18 protein-coding genes and 2 riboswitches are annotated in these 21,578 nt (G+C 36.1%); of the genes, 11 read left to right on the forward strand and 7 right to left on the reverse strand.

From position 1 onward, the window contains the following. Nucleotides 1–64: 64 nt before the first annotated feature. The 7 genes from BM121_RS20390 (at nucleotide 65) to BM121_RS20420 (ending at nucleotide 9,764) form a co-directional block, all read left to right on the forward strand. Nucleotides 65–2,611, forward strand: coding sequence for a PEP/pyruvate-binding domain-containing protein (locus BM121_RS20390; protein ID WP_091486273.1), 2,547 nt, complete (start codon nucleotides 65–67; stop codon nucleotides 2,609–2,611). Nucleotides 2,612–2,695: 84 nt separating this feature from the next. Beyond that, the gene (locus BM121_RS20395; protein WP_091486275.1) at nucleotides 2,696–2,851 is read left to right on the forward strand and encodes a YozQ family protein; all 156 of its coding nucleotides are present in this window, start codon (nucleotides 2,696–2,698) and stop codon (nucleotides 2,849–2,851) included. Between the two features lie 124 nt (nucleotides 2,852–2,975). Continuing rightward, on the forward strand, nucleotides 2,976–3,515 hold the full coding sequence (locus tag BM121_RS20400) for a biotin transporter BioY (RefSeq protein WP_091486278.1): 540 nt from the start codon (nucleotides 2,976–2,978) through the stop codon (nucleotides 3,513–3,515). A 179-nt stretch (nucleotides 3,516–3,694) separates the two neighbouring features. Continuing rightward, a complete protein-coding gene (locus BM121_RS20405; protein WP_245780870.1) occupies nucleotides 3,695–4,465 on the forward strand; it encodes an alpha/beta fold hydrolase in 771 nt (256 codons plus the stop codon). Between the two features lie 2 nt (nucleotides 4,466–4,467). Next, entirely contained in the window at nucleotides 4,468–6,039 is a 1,572-nt protein-coding gene (locus BM121_RS20410) for a UDP-N-acetylmuramoyl-tripeptide--D-alanyl-D-alanine ligase (protein WP_091486283.1), read from the forward strand. 20 nt (nucleotides 6,040–6,059) lie between these two features. Then, nucleotides 6,060–7,238: a D-alanine--D-alanine ligase family protein gene (locus tag BM121_RS20415; RefSeq protein ID WP_091486285.1), complete on the forward strand. Its 1,179-nt coding sequence runs from the start codon at nucleotides 6,060–6,062 to the stop codon at nucleotides 7,236–7,238. Between the two features lie 792 nt (nucleotides 7,239–8,030). Continuing rightward, nucleotides 8,031–9,764, forward strand: coding sequence for a peptide ABC transporter substrate-binding protein (locus BM121_RS20420; protein ID WP_091486288.1), 1,734 nt, complete (start codon nucleotides 8,031–8,033; stop codon nucleotides 9,762–9,764). 96 nt (nucleotides 9,765–9,860) lie between these two features. On the opposite strand, the gene BM121_RS20425 is transcribed toward BM121_RS20420, so the two are convergent. Next, complete coding sequence (locus BM121_RS20425; protein ID WP_091486290.1) at nucleotides 9,861–10,727, reverse strand: helix-turn-helix domain-containing protein; 867 nt, start codon at nucleotides 10,725–10,727, stop codon at nucleotides 9,861–9,863. Nucleotides 10,728–10,869: 142 nt separating this feature from the next. Between BM121_RS20425 and BM121_RS20430 the strand changes: the two genes are divergently transcribed. Next, entirely contained in the window at nucleotides 10,870–13,146 is a 2,277-nt protein-coding gene (locus BM121_RS20430; RefSeq protein WP_091486293.1) for a glycoside hydrolase family 127 protein, read from the forward strand. A gap of 67 nt (nucleotides 13,147–13,213) precedes the next feature. On the opposite strand, the gene BM121_RS20435 is transcribed toward BM121_RS20430, so the two are convergent. The 4 genes from BM121_RS20435 to BM121_RS20450 form a co-directional block, all read right to left on the reverse strand. Further along, complete coding sequence (locus tag BM121_RS20435; RefSeq protein WP_091486296.1) at nucleotides 13,214–13,354, reverse strand: YjcZ family sporulation protein; 141 nt, start codon at nucleotides 13,352–13,354, stop codon at nucleotides 13,214–13,216. 451 nt (nucleotides 13,355–13,805) lie between these two features. Beyond that, nucleotides 13,806–14,600, reverse strand: a complete 795-nt coding sequence (locus BM121_RS20440; protein ID WP_091486299.1) for a Cof-type HAD-IIB family hydrolase — start codon at nucleotides 14,598–14,600, stop codon at nucleotides 13,806–13,808. 22 nt (nucleotides 14,601–14,622) lie between these two features. After that, nucleotides 14,623–15,570 (reverse strand): lipoyl synthase, encoded by a 948-nt coding sequence (gene lipA / locus BM121_RS20445; RefSeq protein ID WP_091486303.1) that lies wholly within the window; start codon nucleotides 15,568–15,570, stop codon nucleotides 14,623–14,625. 12 nt (nucleotides 15,571–15,582) lie between these two features. After that, nucleotides 15,583–16,401 carry a lipoate--protein ligase family protein gene (locus BM121_RS20450; RefSeq protein WP_091486307.1) on the reverse strand — a complete coding sequence of 273 codons (819 nt, stop codon included), beginning with the start codon at nucleotides 16,399–16,401 and terminating at the stop codon, nucleotides 15,583–15,585. A gap of 417 nt (nucleotides 16,402–16,818) precedes the next feature. On the opposite strand from BM121_RS20450, the gene BM121_RS20455 reads away from it, so the two are divergent. The 3 genes from BM121_RS20455 to BM121_RS20465 are packed head-to-tail and all read left to right on the forward strand — an operon-like array spanning nucleotide 16,819 to nucleotide 18,747. Then, a complete protein-coding gene (locus BM121_RS20455; RefSeq protein ID WP_091486310.1) occupies nucleotides 16,819–17,730 on the forward strand; it encodes an AEC family transporter in 912 nt (303 codons plus the stop codon). Nucleotides 17,731–17,772: 42 nt separating this feature from the next. Further along, nucleotides 17,773–17,985: a hypothetical protein gene (locus tag BM121_RS20460; RefSeq protein WP_091486313.1), complete on the forward strand. Its 213-nt coding sequence runs from the start codon at nucleotides 17,773–17,775 to the stop codon at nucleotides 17,983–17,985. Between the two features lie 6 nt (nucleotides 17,986–17,991). Continuing rightward, entirely contained in the window at nucleotides 17,992–18,747 is a 756-nt protein-coding gene (locus BM121_RS20465; RefSeq protein ID WP_342714526.1) for a sulfite exporter TauE/SafE family protein, read from the forward strand. A gap of 52 nt (nucleotides 18,748–18,799) precedes the next feature. On the opposite strand, the gene BM121_RS20470 is transcribed toward BM121_RS20465, so the two are convergent. Both BM121_RS20470 and BM121_RS20475 read right to left on the reverse strand, forming a co-directional pair. Next, nucleotides 18,800–19,966, reverse strand: a complete 1,167-nt coding sequence (locus BM121_RS20470; protein ID WP_091486316.1) for an aminotransferase class V-fold PLP-dependent enzyme — start codon at nucleotides 19,964–19,966, stop codon at nucleotides 18,800–18,802. 1 nt (nucleotide 19,967) lies between these two features. Continuing rightward, nucleotides 19,968–21,053 (reverse strand): methionine biosynthesis PLP-dependent protein, encoded by a 1,086-nt coding sequence (locus BM121_RS20475; RefSeq protein WP_091486319.1) that lies wholly within the window; start codon nucleotides 21,051–21,053, stop codon nucleotides 19,968–19,970. Nucleotides 21,054–21,124: 71 nt separating this feature from the next. Next, a riboswitch (SAM riboswitch) is annotated at nucleotides 21,125–21,227 on the reverse strand. A 159-nt stretch (nucleotides 21,228–21,386) separates the two neighbouring features. After that, nucleotides 21,387–21,488: riboswitch (SAM riboswitch) on the forward strand. Nucleotides 21,489–21,578: the final 90 nt, after the last annotated feature.

Below are 21,578 nucleotides of genomic sequence, written 5' to 3' on the forward strand. Positions count from 1 at the left end.
TCTATTGATATGATGTTATAATTAGAATATAAAGGTATTTTTTAAGAAGTGGTTGGTGATCAAGATGGAAATGGAATTAAAGGTATCAACAGGAATTCCTGGATTTGATAAGACAATTGACTCGCTGAGATTAGGAGATAATGTAGTATGGCAAGTTGATAACATTCTTGCATATAAAAATATTATTACTCCCTATGTAGATAAAGCGTTACAAGACGATCGAAAAGTAATCTATGTACGCTTTGGTAAACATGAACCATTAATAGAAAGAGACGGAGTTAAGCAATACAATGTTGATGCCAAAAAAGGATTTGAAAGCTTCGCTACCGAGATACATCGATTAATTGAAAATGAAGGATTTAAAACGTTCTATGTTTTTGATAGTTTGACGGATTTATTATCTAGTTGGTGTTCAGATTTAATGATTGGAAACTTTTTTAAAGTATGCTGTCCCTATTTATATGAGTTAGAGACGGTAGCTTACTTTGCGATTAACCGTAATGTTCATACCTATAGCACGATTGCCCGAATACGTGAGACCACACAGGTTTTATTAGATTTATATGAGGTGGAGGGCAAGCACTATATTCATCCATTAAAAGTCTGGCAACGCTATTCTCCTACCATGTTTCTCCCACATTTAATTGAAGGTGACCGGGTAAAAAGTATTACAGCAAGTTCAGAAGCCTCTGCTTTATTTTCTAATATCAATCGTGTGGAAGAACGGATGGATTATTGGGATGTTATTTTTTCAAGAGCTCTTGAAGACTTGAAAAAAGATCAGGTGACACAAGAAAAAACAAAGAGATTATTGATGACGCTGTTAATTGGTGAAAAGTCGAGAATGTTCGATCTTTGTGATCAATATTTTACATTACAAGATATTTTAACGATTGCCTCAAGAGAAGTTGGGACAGGATTTATCGGTGGTAAAAGTGTTGGGATGCTATTAGCCAGAAAAATCCTAAAAGAAGATAAGAAGAGCCGGTTTACTAAATATATGGAAGCGCATGATTCCTTTTATATCGGATCTGATATTTTCTACACCTATATTGTTCAGAATGACTGGTGGAAATTACGTGTTAAACAGAAAACAAAAGAAGGTTACTTTAAGTATGCACGGGAATTACGGGAGAAATTATTAAATGGAGAGTTTCCAGCTAATATTAAAGAACAATTCGTCCAGGTGCTGGAATATTTCGGTCAATCTCCAATTATTATTCGTTCTAGTTCTTTGTTGGAGGATAATTTCGGGAACGCGTTTGCAGGAAAATACGATAGCGTCTTTTGCGTCAATCAAGGAACACCTGAAGAACGTTACAAGGCGTTAGAAGATGCAATACGTACTGTATATGCTAGTACGATGAATGAAGATGCACTGGAATATCGTATGAATCGAGGTTTATTCGAAAAAGATGAGCAAATGGCAATTTTGATACAGCGAGTATCTGGTGATCATTATGAAGATAACTTCTTCCCGCATATTGCTGGTGTTGGTAATTCTTCCAACCTCTATGTTTGGGACAAAAGTGTTGATATGGATGCAGGGATGGTTCGTTTAGTATTTGGATTAGGTACCAGAGCAGTTGATCGGACTGTAGATGACTATGCCAAAATTGTTACACTGGACCAGCCGACACGAAAGCCATTAATGCATATGGATGACTTAAAGAAATTTTCGCAGCATGGAGTAGATGTTTTATCAATGTCTAAAAATGAATGGACTAGTGTAAAGTTAGATGAGGCAATAGCCAATGTATGGGATGTCGAGCGGAATTTATTTGCTTCGATCGATACCGAAACAACTTTGCGATTGAAGGATTTAGGCTATAAGAACATGCCAACTCCATATATTCTTGATTATAAAAATTTATTAAAAAACTCTAGCTTTCCAGAAGTGATGAGAGAGCTATTAGCAGAAATAGCACGTGTCTATGATTATCCAGTGGATGTTGAGTTCACCGCCAATTTCCATGATAAGGATAATTTTAAAATTAACATCGTTCAATGCAGACCATTACAAACTAAAGGACTCGGACAATCAGTAGATATTCCTGAAGTTACATCTGATGAACCATGCTTTATTCAAACAGAAGGTAACTTTATGGGAGGTAATGTTCGGTTACCAATTGATTATTGTATTTATGTAGATATGGATGGTTACCTTAATTTAAGTGAACAAGATAAATACAGTGTGGCGCGTACCATTGGTAAAATAACAAGAGATCTCAAAAATGAACGTGTGTTTCTAGTTGGTCCGGGTCGGTGGGGTACATCCACACCTTCACTTGGTGTTCCTGTTCACTTTTCGGAAATTCAGCATGTGGATGCTATATGTGAAGTCTCATCACAGGCAAAAGGCTTTATGCCGGAATTATCATATGGCAGTCATTTCTTTCAAGATATTGTTGAATCGGATATTTTTTATGCGGCAATTTTCGATGGGGAAGAGGGTGTCCGTTTTGAACCTTCCTATTTAACTGAACAAGAAAATATCTTGACAAAATGGGTAGAAAATCCAACAGTCTCAGAAGAAGTGATCCATGTAAGTAAAGTAACAGACATGGAATTATTATCAGACATTGTGAAGCAAAAATTGTTATGTAGATAACATTACGTTGGTAAAAATTAATACAAAACAATAAAAAGAGTATAAAATCGTCAAGTGGACTCATGCTATAAATGAGGTGATGGTATGGATCCAAAAAAGAATTCCAAAATTGCAGAACGAAATTATGAGGTAGAAGATTATAAAAGAAATGATCAGATGAGCAAAGGCTTGGCCGAAACACATGAACAAGTGTCAGATAGCTATATGGATGGAGATAACGAAGAAGAACTGTCTGAATAAGGCAGTTCTTTTTTTTCTGAGTAAAGTTAAGATTTCTCTTAAATTTACTCAGAAAAAAATATTGTCACTCATACTCTTTTGTGTTAACTTTTAATTTGTGATGGTTAACGAAGGGGAGAGAGAAATGCAATCAAGTAAATTACGGGGACTTATTTTAGCAAGTATTTTTGCTGCGATTACAGCTATTTTAGCACAATTGCAAGTGCAACTATGGGTCGTTCCATTCAGTGGACAGACATTAGCTGTAGGTTTAACGGCTACGATTATTGGTAGCAAGATCGGGGCACTTTCTATGATTGCCTACATGTTAATAGGTATGATTGGTCTTCCTGTGTTCTCTGGTTTAGAGGGAGGTCCACAGGTTTTAGTCGGACCTACGGGAGGTTACATCTTTGGCTTTATCGCTACTGCTTACATAACCGGACTTATTTTAGAAAAAACATCCTTTAATTTCAAGATGGCATTAATTGCAAACATAATTGGCATGTTTGTTAGCTTAGCATTCGGCATGACTCAGCTTAAATTTGTTGCAGAATTAAGCTGGAGTGCGGCAATGATGTCAGGAGTATATCCATTCTTAATTGTTGGAGTCATCAAAGCAATTCTTGCAAGCTGGCTTGGAATTATGATCAGAAAAAGATTAATGAAAGCCAATTTATTGTAAATAGAGGGGCAGGTTGGTGGACTCGATAAAGGTTCATTAAGTCTGTCCCTCTGCCTTGTTTTATGGTATGATAATGGATGTGAAATTTTTCTTTCTAAATAATGTTTTTGCGTCATATAGTATAAGTGATGTTCGAAATTTATAAGTTGAGATTGATAAGGGAGCGTTCATACGTGTTTATGGAAATAGATCAAATAAAAGTTCATTATAAACAAACTGGTGAGGGTCGTCCTGTCGTTATGCTTCATGGTTGGGGAACGAGCCTCGATTTGTTTGAAGATTTACAGAGTAATTTAAGTGCTAATTTTCAGGTTACATCATTGGACTTTCCTGGTTTTGGCAGAAGTGATGAACCAGCTGAAGCATGGGATGTTAGTCAATACACCGATTTTTTAGAGAAGTTTTTAGCAGAATTAGAGATTGACAATCCGATTTTAATTGGACATTCATTTGGTGGAAGAGTATCCATAAAATATGCAGATCGACACGACAGTAATGTACATAAAATCATATTAATAGGCAGTGCCGGTGTGAAACCAAAGCGTAAAGCTGATTATTATGTAAAAGTATACACATTTAAAACATTGAAAAAGGTGCTAAGCCTACCCATTTTAAATCGATATAAAGAGGATATTATTGCGAGATACCGTGGTAAAGCAGGGTCTTCTGATTATCAAAATGCGTCTAGAGTGATGCAGCAAACATTAAGTAAGGTAGTTAACGAGGATCTGCAGCATCATATGCCTAACATTAAAGCACCGACCTTATTAGTTTGGGGTGCCAATGATGCATCAACGCCAGTACAAGATGCGAAAATAATAGAAAAATTAATTCCTAATGCCGGTTTAGCGTTAATTGAGAATGCCGGTCATTACGTGTTTTTAGAACAAAAACGGCGTGTGGCAGTGATTGTGGATACTTTTTTAGAAGAAGATAAAGGAGCAGTTTGATCATGCAGATTATATTTTCAATTGTAAGTGTATTATGGATGGTATATGTATTTTTTCGTGTCAAACAAGCGATCCATATGCTGCAATTAAACAGTTATTTTAATAACCGATTATGGCGGTGGATGACAGATCATTGGACAAAAGCAGTACCTGTCCATGAGTGGCTTGCACTTATTTTAGCATTTCTTTTGTTTTTAGAATGGAATTGGCTGATATTCGTTATCGCATTGCTCGGACTGTTTATACCGAGAAATAAACAAGAAAAGAAAAAGCTGGCGGTTACCGCTCGTATCAAACGTCTTATCGTGACAATTGCTATTATTTATCTTTTCTTGTTAGCAACAAGCTTACATTTTATTTGGAATGATTACCCGTTAAGCTATGCTGGATTAGTTATTGTACTAGGTTCTGTACTCACTTATGGCTTGGTGTTGTTGGCTAACCTGATTAATAAACCAATCGAAAATAATATCAAAGAATATTATTATAAAGATGCGAAGCGTATTATCGATAGTGCTAAAAATACAGCAACAGTTGGTATTACGGGAAGCTTCGGTAAAACGAGTACAAAATTTATTCTAGATACCATTTTGTCATCACAATTTAATACATTAAAAACACCGAACAGTTTTAATACTAAAATCGGTGTAACCATTACAATTCGTAACTCATTAAAGCCATATCATGATGTGTTTATTGCCGAAATGGGTGCAAAAGAACCAGGCAATATTCAAGAAATCTGTGAATTGGTTGGTCACAAATATGCGATTTTAACGGCAATCGGTGAACAACATTTAGAAACATTTAAAACACTTGAAAACATACAAAAAACAAAGTATGAAATTGTGGAATCATTGCCAGCTGATGGTGTCGCCTTTTTAAATCGTGATGATCAAAATATTATGTCTTATACACCGAAAAATCAGTGTCGCAAAGTCTATTTTGCGATTGATGACAAAGAGGCAGATTATCTTGCTTCTGATATTCGTTTTCACAACAAAGGAACGACTTTTAGAGTAACGAATAAAGCAGGATCATTGGATGCAGATTTTGATACAAAGCTGTTAGGGAAACATAATGTTTATAACATTTTGGCTGCGATCAGTGTTGCATGGGAAATGGGTGTGCCAGTCTCCAAACTGCAGCTGGGTGTCAAGAAGATTCAAGCAGTTAAACACCGTATGGAAATTAAGAAAGGTTTCGGTAATTTAACGGTGATTGATGATAGCTTTAATTCGAATCCGACTGGTTCGCGTATGGCTTTAGAGGTACTTTCTTCAATGGAAGGATACAAAGTACTAGTAACACCAGGTATGGTAGAATTAGGCGATAAGGAATATCAATATAATAAAGCATTTGGTGAATATGCGGCAGATGCATGTGATTATGTGATTTTAGTTGGGGAAAAACAAACTGTGCCAATTCAGGATGGGCTTCAAGAAAAAGGCTATCCCGAAGAGCAATTGTTTATCGCTAAAGACTTAAATCATGCGATATCACAAATCCAGGCATTAAACCGTCAAGATGCTATTATCCTATTGGAAAATGATTTACCAGACACATATAATGAGTAATTTATTGGGAGGAATAGGCTGTGAAAACGAAAGTAGCCGTAATCTTTGGTGGCGTTTCTGTAGAACATGAAGTTTCCGTTATCTCGGCACTTCAGGCATTCAATGCAATCGACCGATCAAAATATGATCCGGTACCTATTTATATTAGTAAAACAAAAGAATGGTATACAGGAGATGTATTAACGGATATTGAGAATTATAAAGACTTGGATCAACTGTTTAAACAGGCAGACAGAGTCGTATTGGAACAGGAAAGGGAAGGAACCATTGTTCTTAAGAAAAAAGATCGTTCTCTTTTCTCGAAAGGTGTTATAACAACGATTGATGTCATTTTCCCGGTTATTCATGGTACCAATGGTGAGGATGGCTCTTTACAAGGTTATTTTGAATTATTAGGTCTTCCTTATGTTGGCTGTGATGTTGCATCATCAGCTGCAGGAATGGATAAAGTGATGATGAAGCAGATTTTACGTGATTCCGGCGTGCCAATTGTTGATTATGAGTGGTTTTATTCCACTCAGTGGCACGAGCAACAGGATGAAATTAAGCAATTAGCTGAAAAAGTCGGTTATCCCGTTATTGTTAAACCAGCTAACCTAGGATCAAGTGTAGGTATCTCTAAGGTGAGTAACGCAGAGGAATTAGACGAAGCAATTGATCTTGCGATTTCCTATAGTTTTAAAGTGATTATTGAGAAGATGGTCACAGATTTAACAGAGGTTAACTGTTCTGTTATTGGTGATTATGAAGAAGTGGAAAGCTCTGTCTGTGAACAAGTGTTGAGCACGGACGAGATTTTATCTTATGCAGACAAATATCAAAGTGGTGGTAAAACGGGAGATACAAAAGGAATGGAAAGTGTCAATCGAATTATCCCTGCTGAAATTAGTGAGGAAGCAACTGCAAAAGTAAAAGAACTGGCGGAGGTAACCTTCCGTTTGTTGAATGCTAGCGGTGTATCTCGAATAGACTTCTTGTTAAATCCAGAAGGAGAAGTGTTCGTAAACGAAATTAACACCATTCCAGGTTCATTGTCCTTCTATTTATGGGGACCAAGTGGTAAAGATTTTGAACAACTTACTGACCAATTAATTCAACTAGCCCTAAAACGAGAAAGAGAACGTCAATCGATTCAATTTTCAATCGACACCAACCTTTTCTCCTTACAAAGCAAAGGCCAAGGTACAAAAGGAAAATAACCAAGACACGGATTAACTCCGTGTCTTTTTTTTAATTAAAGAAAGTATAAAATCCTTGGTATAACAGCGTTTTGTCTTATAGAAGCGACATAAATAAAGAGTGTTTTGAAATGTATAGAGTGCTGGGCACAGCTCCGGAAAGCGAAACGGTCAGCCGAAGCGGTTGCCGTAGCAGATAAAAACATTTCATCATTTCTAACTTGGTTAGAGTAGATTATCCCGGTTTTTCTTATTACAATAAAAAAGCAAGAAAATGGTGCGCAAAAAACATAAACTACGAAGTTATACTTTATCAAGGTGCTAATCGTCCGTAAAACTCCCACTGGTGGAAACCTCACTTTATAGACTCCATCATTCATATTCCTTCATATTAATATTTTCACAAAAATTTATAGAAATTAACATACTTTTAAAATCTAATAATAAAATATAAATAATAGTAGCATAATTCTTAGTAAAGCCCCTCCTTGAATAGAAAAGAAAGTCACCCATTTGATATGGAGTCTGTCATATGGTGATTGATATTCTTCAAAACTATTCACTCTAGTAAACACTTTTCTATAGCTGAAAACTATAATATCAAAGATTGTATGGATAAGTAAAAGTCCTATCATTAAATAAAAAGTCCCGATAAAACTTCTTTCATTAATGTAATCATCTTTCTAAAAATTACAAAAATAAAATCCAGGTTATAACTAATATTCGCGGGCATTATATCGGATATAGTGGATGGTACCAAATTTTAACTAAAAGTGTTTAATAAATTAAAAATATATAGGGGGTATCATTTTAATGAGACATAACAAATGGTGGTTGTTAGTGTTAGCACTCGTGCTAGGTTTAGTACTTGCTGCGTGCTCGGATGCAAATGAAAGCACAGAAGATGAAGATGACAACAGTACGGAGGAAGGTAATGAAGAAGGTAATACAGAAGAAACCGAGAGCGATGGCGAAAAAGTCTTACGTATTTCATCAACATCTGATATACCGACAATGGATCCGATCCTTGCAGAGGATAATGTATCTTTTCAATACACGGATACAGTCTATGAAGGTTTATATCGCTTAGCACCTGATGGTGAAATTGTTTCCGGTATTGCAAAAAAAGATGAAACAGAAGTAAGTGATGATGGCTTAACGTATACTTTCCATTTACGTGAAGGTGCGCAATGGGAAAACGGTGACCCTGTCACTGCTCATGACTTCGTTTATGGGTGGCAACGTGCCATTAATCCGGATAACGGATCATTTTATGCTAACTACTTAATGAATGGTAAAGTTAAAAATGCAACTGAAATCTATGTAACAGAAGATGAAGAATCTGATGTAGAACCATTAGAACCCGCTGAATTAGGAGTAAGTGCTCCCGATGATTATACATTTGTTGTCGAATTAGAAAAACCAGTACCTTATTTCGAATCATATGCGGCATTTCCAACATTCTTACCGATGAATCAAGAATTTGTCGAAGAACAAGGCGATGATTTTGCTTTAACACCTGATAATATTCTATCAAATGGTCCTTTCAAAATGACGGAATGGAATGAAGAGGCAGGTTGGGAATTAGAAAAAAATGAAACCTATTGGGATGCAGAAAATGTGGCATTAGATGGCATTTCTGCAAAAGTAATTAAAGATGCAGATACAGCACTTTCAAATTATGAAGTTGGTGAATTAGATCGAGTTACCTTGTCAGGTGCACAGGTACAAGATAATCAAACAAGTCCAGAATTCCATTCACTTACTGAAACAAGTGTTTTCTGGTTGAAGTTTAATCAAGATTCTGAATCTGCAAACGAGTATATGCAAAATGTTAACTTTAGAAAAGCATTAGCAAAAGCATTTGATAAACAAGCATATGTTGACGTTGTTTATGGAAATGACTCAACTCCAGTTAATTTCTTTGTTCCGGAAGGCTTTGTTGAACATCCAGAAACAGGAGAGGATTTCCAAACAGGTAGCGATGTTTTAGCCTATGACGTGGAGGCAGCACAAGAACTATGGGCAACAGCAAAAGAAGAAATAGGATTTGATGAAGTGACATTATCTTTCTTAAGTGGAGACAGTGATGTAGCGAAAAATATTAGTGAATTCATGAAAACAGAACTAGAAAGCAATTTAGATGGTTTAACAATTGAAGCCAACAATGTTCCATGGGCACAACAATTAGATATTATGCGTGAACAAGATTATGAATTAGCAGTTTCTGGTTGGGGACCTGATTATAAAGATGCTGTTTCTTTCGTAGATCTTTGGGTGACAGATGGCGAAAACAATGATATTGGTTATTCTAACGAAGAATATGATGCTCTTGTAGAAGCAGCGAAAGGTGAACTGGCAACTAGCCCAGTAGAACGTTTCGAAGCAATGCAAGAGGCAGAGAAAATAGCTTTAGAAGAAGCTGCAATTGGCCCTATTATGCAACGTAAAACATCTGTCCTCTTTAAAGATTATGTAAAAGGTATGGAATCATTAAATCCATTTGGTAATGACTATAGCTTCAAATATGTTGATATGGTTAAGTAACCAATTTGAAAGTCTCATCTCATAGAATGGAAAGATAAAAAGAGTATAGCATTAGCTATACTCTTTTTTGTATTGGAAGACAAAGGAGGGGCGATATCACCCTCGATATATTTGTCTGAGGTAGTCAGTGGGTGGCATGCCTGTTACTTTTTTGAAAACTCGGCTGAAATAGAAGGGGTTGGAGAATCCCAGCTTATCGCTTACTTCTGAAACATTAAAGTTTTCTTTTCGAAACAGTTGAATTGCTTTTTCCACCATTCGCTCATTTTGATATTGTGTAATGCTTTTACCTGTGTGTTGTTTAAACAAGGTGGAAAGGTAAGCATAATTCATGTTTAAAGTTTTTGAGATCTCTTGACTGGATAATTTGTGCCTTTCCTGTTTATCAATTAGCTGAATCATTTTGGTAATCATTCGATTTGATTTCATGTTAGCATAGGTTTCTAGATTTTCTAAGTATAACGCTAAGAAAAACTGGTATGTATGCACACTGGTTAGTAATGGTCTCATTGGATGAGATGATTCAAACATTTCTAATATCTGTTCGAGTTGTGATTGAGTATAACCAAGATGAGACACTTCCCCGTATTTAGGCATAGTCAACTTCCTCTGATATTCTTCATGATGAATAAGCGAGGTTTTTCCATAAGTGCTATATTCGTTAATGTTTTCCTGTATGTCATGATTAAAAAAATGAATGTAAAACCATTGAGATCCTGGTTGATAGAAATCTTTTCCCCAATGATGAATATTTTTTCTAAGAAAAAGATAGGAGCCTTCCTTAAGATTATATACTTCATTATCTTCTATTACTTGTAATTGTCCTTTTATAACGTAAACAAATACATTTAATTTTGGCATAACACGATCAGGATGTTTCTCAATACCATTTTTATCACCCATTAAACCAATTTCATGGATAAGAGGAAATGAACTGCTTGAGATAATCACTGGATGAGACAAAAAGATCGCTCCTTCCGAAATAGTATAAATATATTCTATCAAAATTCCAAAAAAAAGATATGTAATTGTAATAATTGTGAATGTACAAGAATTATATAACAACTCATACTAGTATTTAAGATCGTTAGCGGAGGTGTAAGACATGCAAAAAGTGAATTTATTAGACGGAATGTTTAAAAAGTCTCAACAAAAAGGTAAGGAATACTTACTTTATTTAGATGTCGATCGACTTGTTGCTCCATGCTATGAAGCGGCAGGTAAAACAGCTAAAAAAGAACGTTATGGTGGATGGGAATCGAAGGGGATTGCAGGCCATTCAATTGGTCACTGGCTATCAGCTGCAGCAACGATGTATCAAGTAACAGGTGATGAAGAGTTAAAGGGTAAAGTAGAATATGCTTTAGCTGAATTAGCTGCTGTTCAGTCCTATGATAAGGATGGTTATGTCAGTGGTTTCCCACGGAGTTGTTTTGACCAAGTATTTTCTGGTGAGTTTGAAGTAGACAACTTTAGCCTGGGAGGATCATGGGTGCCTTGGTATTCCATACATAAAATCTACGCGGGACTTATCGATGTCCATAAACTAACAGGTTCCCCATTAGCATTGAAGATTGTTACGAGACTTGCCGATTGGGCCTATCATGGATTAGTGAATTTAACAAAAAAACAATTTCAACGTATGTTGACATGTGAACATGGTGGGATGAACGAAGCTTTTGCAGATCTTTATTTGATTACGGAAGATGCCCGCTATTTAGAGTTAGCTGAAAGGTTTTACCACAAGGCTGTATTGGACCCATTAGCGAACAATCAAGATGATTTAGAAGGAAAACATGCCAATACACAAATACCAAAAGTGATCGGCGTAGCTAAACTCTATAATATTACGGGCAAAGAAAAGTATAAGCAGATCGCGACATTTTTTTGGGATCAGGTTGTTCATCATCGCTCATATGCAATTGGAGGAAATAGTATTCGTGAGCATTTCGGTCCTGAAAATGCCGAAGAACTGGGAATACTAACAACGGAGACATGTAATACGTATAACATGTTAAAGTTAACGGAAATCATCTTTAGATGGGAATGTTCCGCTCATTACTATGATTATTATGAGCGTGCTTTATACAACCATATTCTTGCGTCCCAAGATCCTGATTCAGGGATGAAAACATACTTTGTATCTTCTGAGCCTGGTCATTTTAAAGTATATCACTCACATGATAATTCGTTCTGGTGTTGCACTGGTTCAGGGATGGAAAATCCAGCAAGATATAATCGACGTATTTACGAAAAAATCGATGACAGGTTATATGTGCACTTATTTATCCCAGCAGAAGTATCATACGAGAATAATGAAATGATTATCAAACAGCAAACAGCCTTTCCATATCAGCCAAGTACAACCATCACAATAGAAAAGGCGGGCAGTGAAATAAAGGAAATTGCTATACGAAAGCCTGCCTGGTTCTCAGATGAACCAACAATAAAAATAAATGGAAACGAAGTACCAACTGTAGAAGATAAAGGATATCTGATAATAAACCATTCCTGGCAAAATGGAGACCAGATTACATATGATTTACCGCTAGATTTACATCGATATCATGCAAAAGATGATAAGAAAAAGCAAGTAATCATGTATGGTCCCATTGTGTTAGCCGGAGCCCTAGGGCGAGAGAATTTCCCGGAAACAGATATCTTGGATGATCATCTGGCATTAAACAACCATCCTTTAATTGACGTACCAACACTGGTAACAGAAGGGCCACTAAATGAGTGGATAAAAGTTAATAATAATGAAAAGCTGTTATTTGAAACAGAAGCAATCGGACAACCTGATCATCAGCGGGTAAAGTTGAAGCCTTTTTATGATATACATCATGAACGTTACACAATATATTGGAATATTATGTCGAACCAGGAGTTCAAAGAGTTCGGTGATGAAGAAAAAAATCAGAAAGCACGACAGCAACAAATTATAGTCGATGAGGTCACACCTAATGAACAGCAACCAGAAGTAGATCACAATATGCAAGCAAGAAATTCAACTTCCGGATATAGCAATGATGTTCATAGTGGATGGAGAGAAGCTAGAGATGGTGGTTATTTTAGCTATGATTTAAAAGTCGACCCTACAAGAGAAATGTATTTATATGTAACGTATAATAAAAGTGATTTTACGATAGAAATAGAAGGAAAAAAGCTGGATAGGGATTTTGAGATAAAAATTGATGGGTATGTACTAGCCAAAGAGCACTTTAATCAACCAAATATTGGAGAGTTATATTCAAAAACGTATCCGATACCAACTGAACTAATTAATGGTAAAGACAAGGTTGCGGTTACATTTGCTGCAGAGAAAAATAAGATTGCAGGTGGCGTATACCATGTCAGAATGTTAAACAACCAATCATTATAATGAAAAGATCCCCAATTTATCGGGGATCTTCTTTATAGGTGAAACAGGATACCTTGGATATATCTAATTAGTTATAGAAAGAAGCACCAACAATTATTAATAAGATGAAAAGAACAACGATTAAGGCGAATCCACCGCCATAACCACCGCCGTATCCATATCCACTACCATATCCACCATACGGATCGCAGCCTCCATAATAGCTCATTCCTGATCAACCTCCTTGTGTATTGTCACTATACAATGTATGTACCTTTGCCAAATAAGTTAGGGTAAATGACTAGTTTTAGAAAAAATGGGCGATAACAGTTTTTAAAAATTCCCTGTCAGATAAATTTACAAGCTTAATGTTACACTGAAAATCCTTTGTTATATTATATTTATTATATTAATTAGTGAATGTGGAAAGTTCATTAATTAATAAAATACATGTAAGCCTAAATAATTAGTCCACTTTAGCTTGCTTATATGTATGAAAGCTTTTAGCTCCCCTATCCATTTAAGGTGTCTGTTTTCACGAAACACAAAGAAGCCAACTTCAAAACGAAGTTGGCTTCTTTGTATACTTATATAATTGTGCCGATACAACATTAACTACGAAGTAACTTCTTTGGTGACAGGCTTCCTTCTTTTCTTCTTTTTAATGAATGTTGTTTTGGCTAGTCTTCGGCAATGCCTAATTGTTTCAAGCCGTTATAAATACCAGACTCCTCGACGGAAGTGGTACGATGTTTGGCGTATGGAAAAAGGTCAGGAGTTGCATTTGCCATAGCAAAGCTTTCACCGGCATATTGCAACATCTGTTTATCATTCATCCCGTCACCAAAAGCAATTGCTGCTTCAGGTGGAATGTCCAATTGATTGAGCACTTTTTTAATTGCTTGTCCTTTGTTCACATTTTCTCTTATCATGTCATAACAATTGTCCAAACCATCAACATTTACTTCTGAAAAATAAATATCTTCACCCTTAAGATCATATCGAGCTGGCTCGTCAGGTTTAACATCCATAAGTGTTATCCCTAATATTTGATCGCGATATTTGCCTTCGTATGATTGGTAATCTTTCAAAGCAAAATAATCAATGAAATCTTTTACAATCGGCTTTGTTTTAGAAGTAAGTAAGTTTAATTCGTTTGTATAAAGAATCATTTCATGCTCATTTTGTTTAGCAACACCTAGAAAGTGATCGATCACAGAACCTGCAATTGGTTCGTCAACAACGGTCTTACCATTATAGATAGCGTACGCTCCGTTATAACCAATAAAAGAGTCAACAGCTAAAGTTTCTGCTATATCATGAATTTCATGCAATGGACGACCCGTTGCTAAAAATACTTCTATCCCTTTGTCTTGTGCTTGTTTAATGGCTATTTTAGTCGTATCTTCAATCGTATGATCCCGACGTAAGATGGTTCCATCAATATCTAAGAAAAGAACTTTGTAGTTGGTCATTGTAAGTCTCCCTTTATCTTCATTAAAAAGTAAAGTTCTTTAGTTCATCGCCACTTGTTTCTTCATAGCCTTTCATATACTTAATACGGCGTTGAGCGGCAGTTTGGTTTACTTGCTCGTCAGCGTGATAGGATGAACGAACTAATGGCCCAGCTTCACAATGCTTAAATCCTTTAGTTAAAGCTATTTGTTTTAATTCATTAAACTCATCCGGATGATAATAGCGTTCAACATTTAGATGTTTTTTTGTAGGCTGTAAATATTGACCAATCGTCATAATATCCACATTGTTAGCACGTAAATCATCCATTGTTTCAATAATTTCCTCTTTTGTTTCACCAAGTCCCACCATAATGCTTGATTTTGTTGGTTTACTGGGAGCAATTTCTTTCACTCGGCGTAATAACTCAAGTGAACGATCATACATGGCGATTGCACGTACTTTTTTCGTAAGTCTTCTAACTGTTTCAATGTTATGATTAAAAATATCAGGACCACTGTCCATTAGGGTATGTAAGCTTTCGTAATCACCTTTCATATCAGAAGGTAAAATTTCAATCGTGCAACCTGGGACTCTTTCACGGATTTGACTAACCGTTTCAGCAAATACAGCAGCACCGCCATCTTTCAAATCATCTCGTGCAACAGCAGTAACAACCACATGTTTTAAGCCCATGATTTCAACGGATTCTGCAACTCTTTGTGGCTCGCCCCAATCCAATTCATTCGGAAGTCCGGTCTTAACAGCACAGAATCGACAGCCTCTTGTACAAGTGTCCCCTAAGATCATAAAGGTAGCTGTTTTTCTCTCGCTCCAGCATTCGTGAATATTCGGGCATCTTGCCTCTTCACATACTGTATTTAAACGTTTGTCACGCATTAAATGTTTTAGACGGTTATACGATTTGTTTGTATTGATTTTTATTTTCAACCATTCAGGTTTTCGAAGATATTCTTGTTCTTTTACCATTTTGTATCGCTCCTATCTAGTAAAGTTCCATTGATCACTTACATATTTACTTTCCATTAATGCATTGATTTCCTGTTCTTGTTCCTTTGTAAATTGAAATTCCTGCAACTCAATGTCTAATCCTTTTTCAAATCCCTTTTTGAAGGCAAGTTTCATTTCTTCTAATGTGACGTTTCGGTTGGCTGCTTGCTCAATAGAAATTGCTTTATCGTTAAATGCATCTCGAGCCCTTTGCTTTACTCTTTCATTGCGGTAGACAAACAAATCATAGAGTTTATCATTGTCCACTGCTAACGGGATCGACCCGTGCTGTAAAATAACTCCTTGTTTTCTTGTTTGGGCACTTCCTGCAGCTTTTTTATCATCTACTACAAGTTCATACCAAGAAGGCTCTTCAAAACAGACAGCAGATTGTGTTGTATTTAACTTACCCTCAGGTGTGGCAAAGGATGCATCAATACCTAAAGTACGAAAACCTTCTAACAGTCCTTTTGAAAGCACCATATAGGCTTCTTTTATCGATTTAGGCATTTTAGGATGTTCCTCGGAAACGATCACACTGTACGTTAATTCCTGATCATGTAAAACAGCGCGTCCGCCGGTCAACCTTCTGACAAGTTCTATCCCGTTTTTACGGACTGCTTCCAAATCAATCTTATTTCCCGTTTTTTGAAAATAGCCGATCGATAACCCTGCCGGTAGCCATTCATAAAATCGAATGGTCGGTGGTATTTTTTGGTCGCTGTGCCACTTTAATAAGCACTCATCAACCGCCATATTATAGGCTGGTGTTTGTTTCTGTGTGTCTATAAAATACCATGTCTCAGTCATATAGCGTTAGTCTCTCTTCAAGAGAAAACTAATCCCCCTTATTAGAATTTTTAGAAAGAAAATATAATTGTCCGGCTTCGTATTATTTTCTGATCCAATGAGAAAAATCACCACGAAAGGTAAATTTCAGGATTGCATTCATTTAATCATCAGAAAATCACTACCAGCATAGGCAGAATACGTAGATTCCTGTGAAAAGGTAGTATTCATCCATACATTTTTCATTCATTCGCTGTTTTTTAGCTACTTAAATAGGATAAACAGAGCAGAATGGTTGCTTTTTCTTAAACTTTTCCATAATTTATGGTACATCCTTGATATATATATGTCAAAAAATTAAGATAAATATGAATTATTGCACAATATGGTATAGTAGAAGGGGTGAGAAGAAATAAGACAACAGGGAGATACATTAATATGAGCGGATTTAATGAGCAATTTATTATTTCCATTGTTATTATTGCAATTGGATATTTGTTAAAGCGATTTAATCTTGTTAAAGAGAAAGATGGAGAAGGAATAGCAAGGATAGTATTTAATTTAACGTTACCATGTTTAATTATAGTAACCTTTAGTGATATAGAGTTTACATTTTCGTTATTTTATTTGATTATTATTGCTTTTATATATGGAGTTATCAATGCAGTAATTGCTCTCATGGTATTTCGCAATCATACGAAAGATATTAAAGGTATGTTTGGTATGATGGTACCAGGTTTAAATATTGGATTATTTGCCTATCCACTGGTAGAAGGTTTATTTGGTTTTGAAGGGTTAAAATATTTTGGCATGTTTGATGTTGGGAACGCATTTATTGTATTTGGACTCAGCTATATTATTGCTGGTGTATATGCAGGAAGTGCCGGAATGCTAGAAACACGGTCAATTATTGTAAAATTATCCAAGTCTATTCCACTGCAAACATACCTTATTATGTGTTTGTTAAATATTATCGGTTTTCAGCTACCTGATGTCGTTGTAGAGGTATCGAGTGTGATCTCTGTAGCAAATATGCCGTTATCACTATTATTATTGGGCTTATATTTAAACTTTTCCTTTGCAAAAGGGTATGGAAAACTTCTTGCTAAATTTTTATTCACAAAATATGGGATTGGTTTGATTACTGGATTTGCATGTTATCTGTGGTTACCGGTAGAAGAAATGTTTAAGTTTACCTTATTGATCGGTTTTATATTACCGACACCAGCATCTGTATTACCGTATGCCCTTATGTTTGGTTATAACCAACGGCTGGTAGGAACAGCATCCAATATCACGATGATTATTAGTTTTGTCTTAATATGGTTGATTGTCAATCTTATAGTCTAGTTCATTTTACTAATTCATTATAATATTTATACATAACAAGAGGTGAATGTTGAAAAACTTTTTGAAGATAATGTAGACGTTTCACCTGAGGATGCGCCAAGGTGGGTCGAAAAAATCGTAGACGATCAGCTACAAGCTTTTCAAGGTAGAATTGTTACGGTTTATGATAACGTGGATGACTTAAAGCGAAAGGCATCAGAAACTAGTGAAACAGATTATCGTTATTTAAGGTGGAAGGATTTTTCGCAACTATAGAATGAGGTGTTTAACATTTTTGACTTAACTATTATAGAATGGATTATTATCATTTTTTCGGCTCTTTTAATAGGTTTTGCCAAAGCTGGTGTAGCAAGTATGGGAATATTGGTTGTTACTATTTTTATGATGATCTTTCCTGCTCGTGAGTCTGTAGGGATTTTATTACCTTTACTCATTATCGGAGATTTATTTGCAGTTATCTATTATCGCAGAAATGTCGTTTGGCGTTATTTGTTTTCCTTGATGCCATGGGTATTGGGAGGGCTTGTACTCGGATATCTTGTTTTAGATATCGTAACTAGTGAACAGTTAAAACCATTGATTGGGATGTTAGTATTAGCACTTATTTTATTACATATTAGCAGAGAAAAACTAGGTGAACGCTTTGTAAAACTGTTACCAGAATCAAAGTTATTTACTTTTAGCATGGGGATTTTAGCCGGTTTTACAACTATGATCGGTAATGCTGCTGGTGGAGTTATGGCAATTTACCTCCTTGTCAAAGGTTTACCAAAACAAGAATTTGTGGGTACTGGCGCTTGGTTTTTCTTATTTGTTAATATTATCAAAGTCCCATTCTATATTTCATTAGGCATTATTACAGTGGAATCCATAACGTTCAACTTATGGCTTATTCCTGCGATACTCATTGGAGCCTTAGTAGGTGTGCGAGTTATTAAAATTATGCCACAAAAAGTATTTCAAATATTGGTGTTGACTTTTGCAGCAATAGGAGCTATTAGGCTTATCATAGGTTGATAGAATCACCACTTTGCATGTCTCTATTCTTAACGAACTAGCAGGAGTATTGTTACAATACTCCTGCTTTTACTGTTAGGGCATTTTTAAAGTCTTCGATAAGATCTTCTTCGTTCTCAATTCCGACAGATAAACGGAATAGGCGTTGACTAATCCCTCTAGCTTCTCTTTCTTCAGCTGGCATGGCGGCATGGGACATAGTGGCAGGATGAGATAAAATCGATTCCACTGCTCCCAAGCTAACAGCAAACACAGGGATGCTTAATTGTTCTACAAAGCTTTTGGCATCTACATGGTCCTTTAATACAAAAGATAATACAGCTCCTGGACTCGTAGATTGTTTGGCATGGATAGAAGAGCCGGGATGATGATGTAAACCAGGATAATATACATGTTCGATTTCGTTATGTGAATGGAAAAATTCAGCCAGCTTTATTGCTGATGATACACTTCTGGTGAATCTCGGTTCTAATGTCTTCATTCCTTGCAATAGTTGATAACAATCTGTTGCACCAAGAATTGCACCATACGTGTTTTGAACAAATTTCAGACTAGCAGCAAGTTCTTGATTTTTCGTAACAGCTAATCCAGCAACGATATCACTATGACCAGATAAAAATTTAGTGGCACTATGTAGTACGATATCAACACCTAGATCCAGTGGTTGTTGATGCAATGGGGTCATAAATGTATTGTCTAAAAACGTTAAACAGCTGTTATTCTTTGCAAGCTGAACAACTTTCCTGATATCGGTAATTTGTAACAGCGGATTTGCAGGTGTTTCCATGTATATAACCTTTGTATTTGGCTGAATCGCTTCTTCTATTTCTACTGGATTCGTCATATCAACAAAAGTATGTTCAATCGAAAATTGCGTTAGTAATTGTGTGACACAACGAAAGGTACCACCGTAAACATCCTTGGTAATAACGATGTGATCACCAGCATGTAACAGCATAAAAGCGGATGATATCGCAGCCATACCAGATGAGAATGCAAAACCGGCTGTTCCATTTTCTAATTTTGCAATGGCTACTTCTAATTGGTCGCGTGTAGGATTACCAGAACGGCTATAATCATAATCACCAAATTCATTTAATTGCTGTTGGTGATAGGTGGATGATAAATAAATTGGTGGATTTACCGCACCTGTATGCTTTTCTTGATAGCCTTGCTGGTTACCACCATGTGCAAGAGTTGTTTCTTTTGAATGTCCCATATTATTTTCCTCCTAATGCTTGTTGAATATCTCGTTTCAAATCTTCTACATTCTCAATCCCAACAGAAAATCGGAGTAATGTATCACTAATTCCTCGTTTTTCCCGTTCTTCTTTCGGAATATCTGCGTGGGTCTGGGTTGCTGGATAAGTAATAAAACTCTCCACTCCTCCTAAACTTTCTGCAAATGATATTATTTTTAGTTGCTCTAGAAATGGAGAAACAAGCGTTTTATCCACTACACGAAAACTAATCATCGCTCCTTTACCAGGATAGAGAACTTCCTTTATTAATGGTAATTCTTTCAAAAATGTTACCAATTGCTTTGCATTTTCTTGTTGCTTCTCAAGTCGAAGGGACAGGGTTTTCATTCCTCTTATTAAAAGCATCGTATCCATCGGTGACAGTACTGCACCAATGGCGTTGTGTAGATAGGTTAATCGTTCACCTAAATCAGCATCCTGTACTACTACTAACCCCGCAAGTACATCATTATGTCCGCCTAAATATTTAGTAGCGGAATGGATAACAATATCTGCACCTTGTGTTAATGGCTGTTGCAAATATGGTGTGTAAAAAGTGTTGTCTACAATTAAAAGCAGTTGATGTTTCTTTGCCAGTATAGCTAATTTCTCAATATTAATTTCCGTTAATAAGGGGTTAGTTGGTGTTTCTATGAAAATAGCTTTGGTATTTTTGTTAATGTACTGCTCCATTTCTTCTGCATCTGCATATACTGGTTTAATGTTATAAGATTCTTGAAAATGCTGAAATAATCGATAACTTCCACCATAAATATCCTCGGTAACAATAATTTCATCTTCTTGTTTGAATAAAGAAAAGACTAATTGGATGGCAGCCATACCTGAAGAGCATGCGAGTCCCTTCGAACCTTGTTCTAATGTTGCGATCGCATCTTCAGCAATTTCTCGTGTAGGATTTGCAGAGCGTGTGTAATCATAACCGGTAGACTGTCCCAGTGAACTGTGTTGATATGCGGTCGAAAAGTAAATAGGTGCCTCTACTGCACCAGTACGTGGATCTTTCCGGTTGCCGATTTGCGCAAGAATTGTTTCGATATTATTCATTTTGTTACATCCTTTCTAAATAAAAAAGAGGTCTTCGATAAGTAGAAGACCTCCTTGATTAAGGTTGCATTCTCTTATCTTTGGTAATGTACCATCTGGATTTAGCACCATACAATGTTATTGCTGGTTGCTGAAGTGTCATCGGGCCAGTCCCTACACCTCTCTCGATAAGATATTAAGTTATGGAAATATAATACAATCATCATACAATACAAGAGAAATAATTACAAGCTAAATCCAAAAAAATAATTATATGGAATCTATTGACAATTAAAGAAGAATAGCTTATAGTATGTACATCATTAACCGTCGAAAAAATAAAAATAATAGATTATCTTATCAAGAGAGAAGGAGGGGTCTGGCCCTGTGAATTCTCAGCAACAGGCTACCATAGCACTGTGCTACTTCCAGCAGGTTTCACTTGGCAGATAAGAGGAAAACTCCTACTTTATCGTCAAGTAGGAGTTTTTCTATATTCATAATCCGAGTTTTCCTATTGGGATATTTATAATAAAAAAATACCAC

Source organism: Gracilibacillus orientalis, from assembly GCF_900114645.1.
In the GTDB taxonomy this organism is placed as follows: domain Bacteria; phylum Bacillota; class Bacilli; order Bacillales; family Amphibacillaceae; genus Gracilibacillus; species Gracilibacillus orientalis.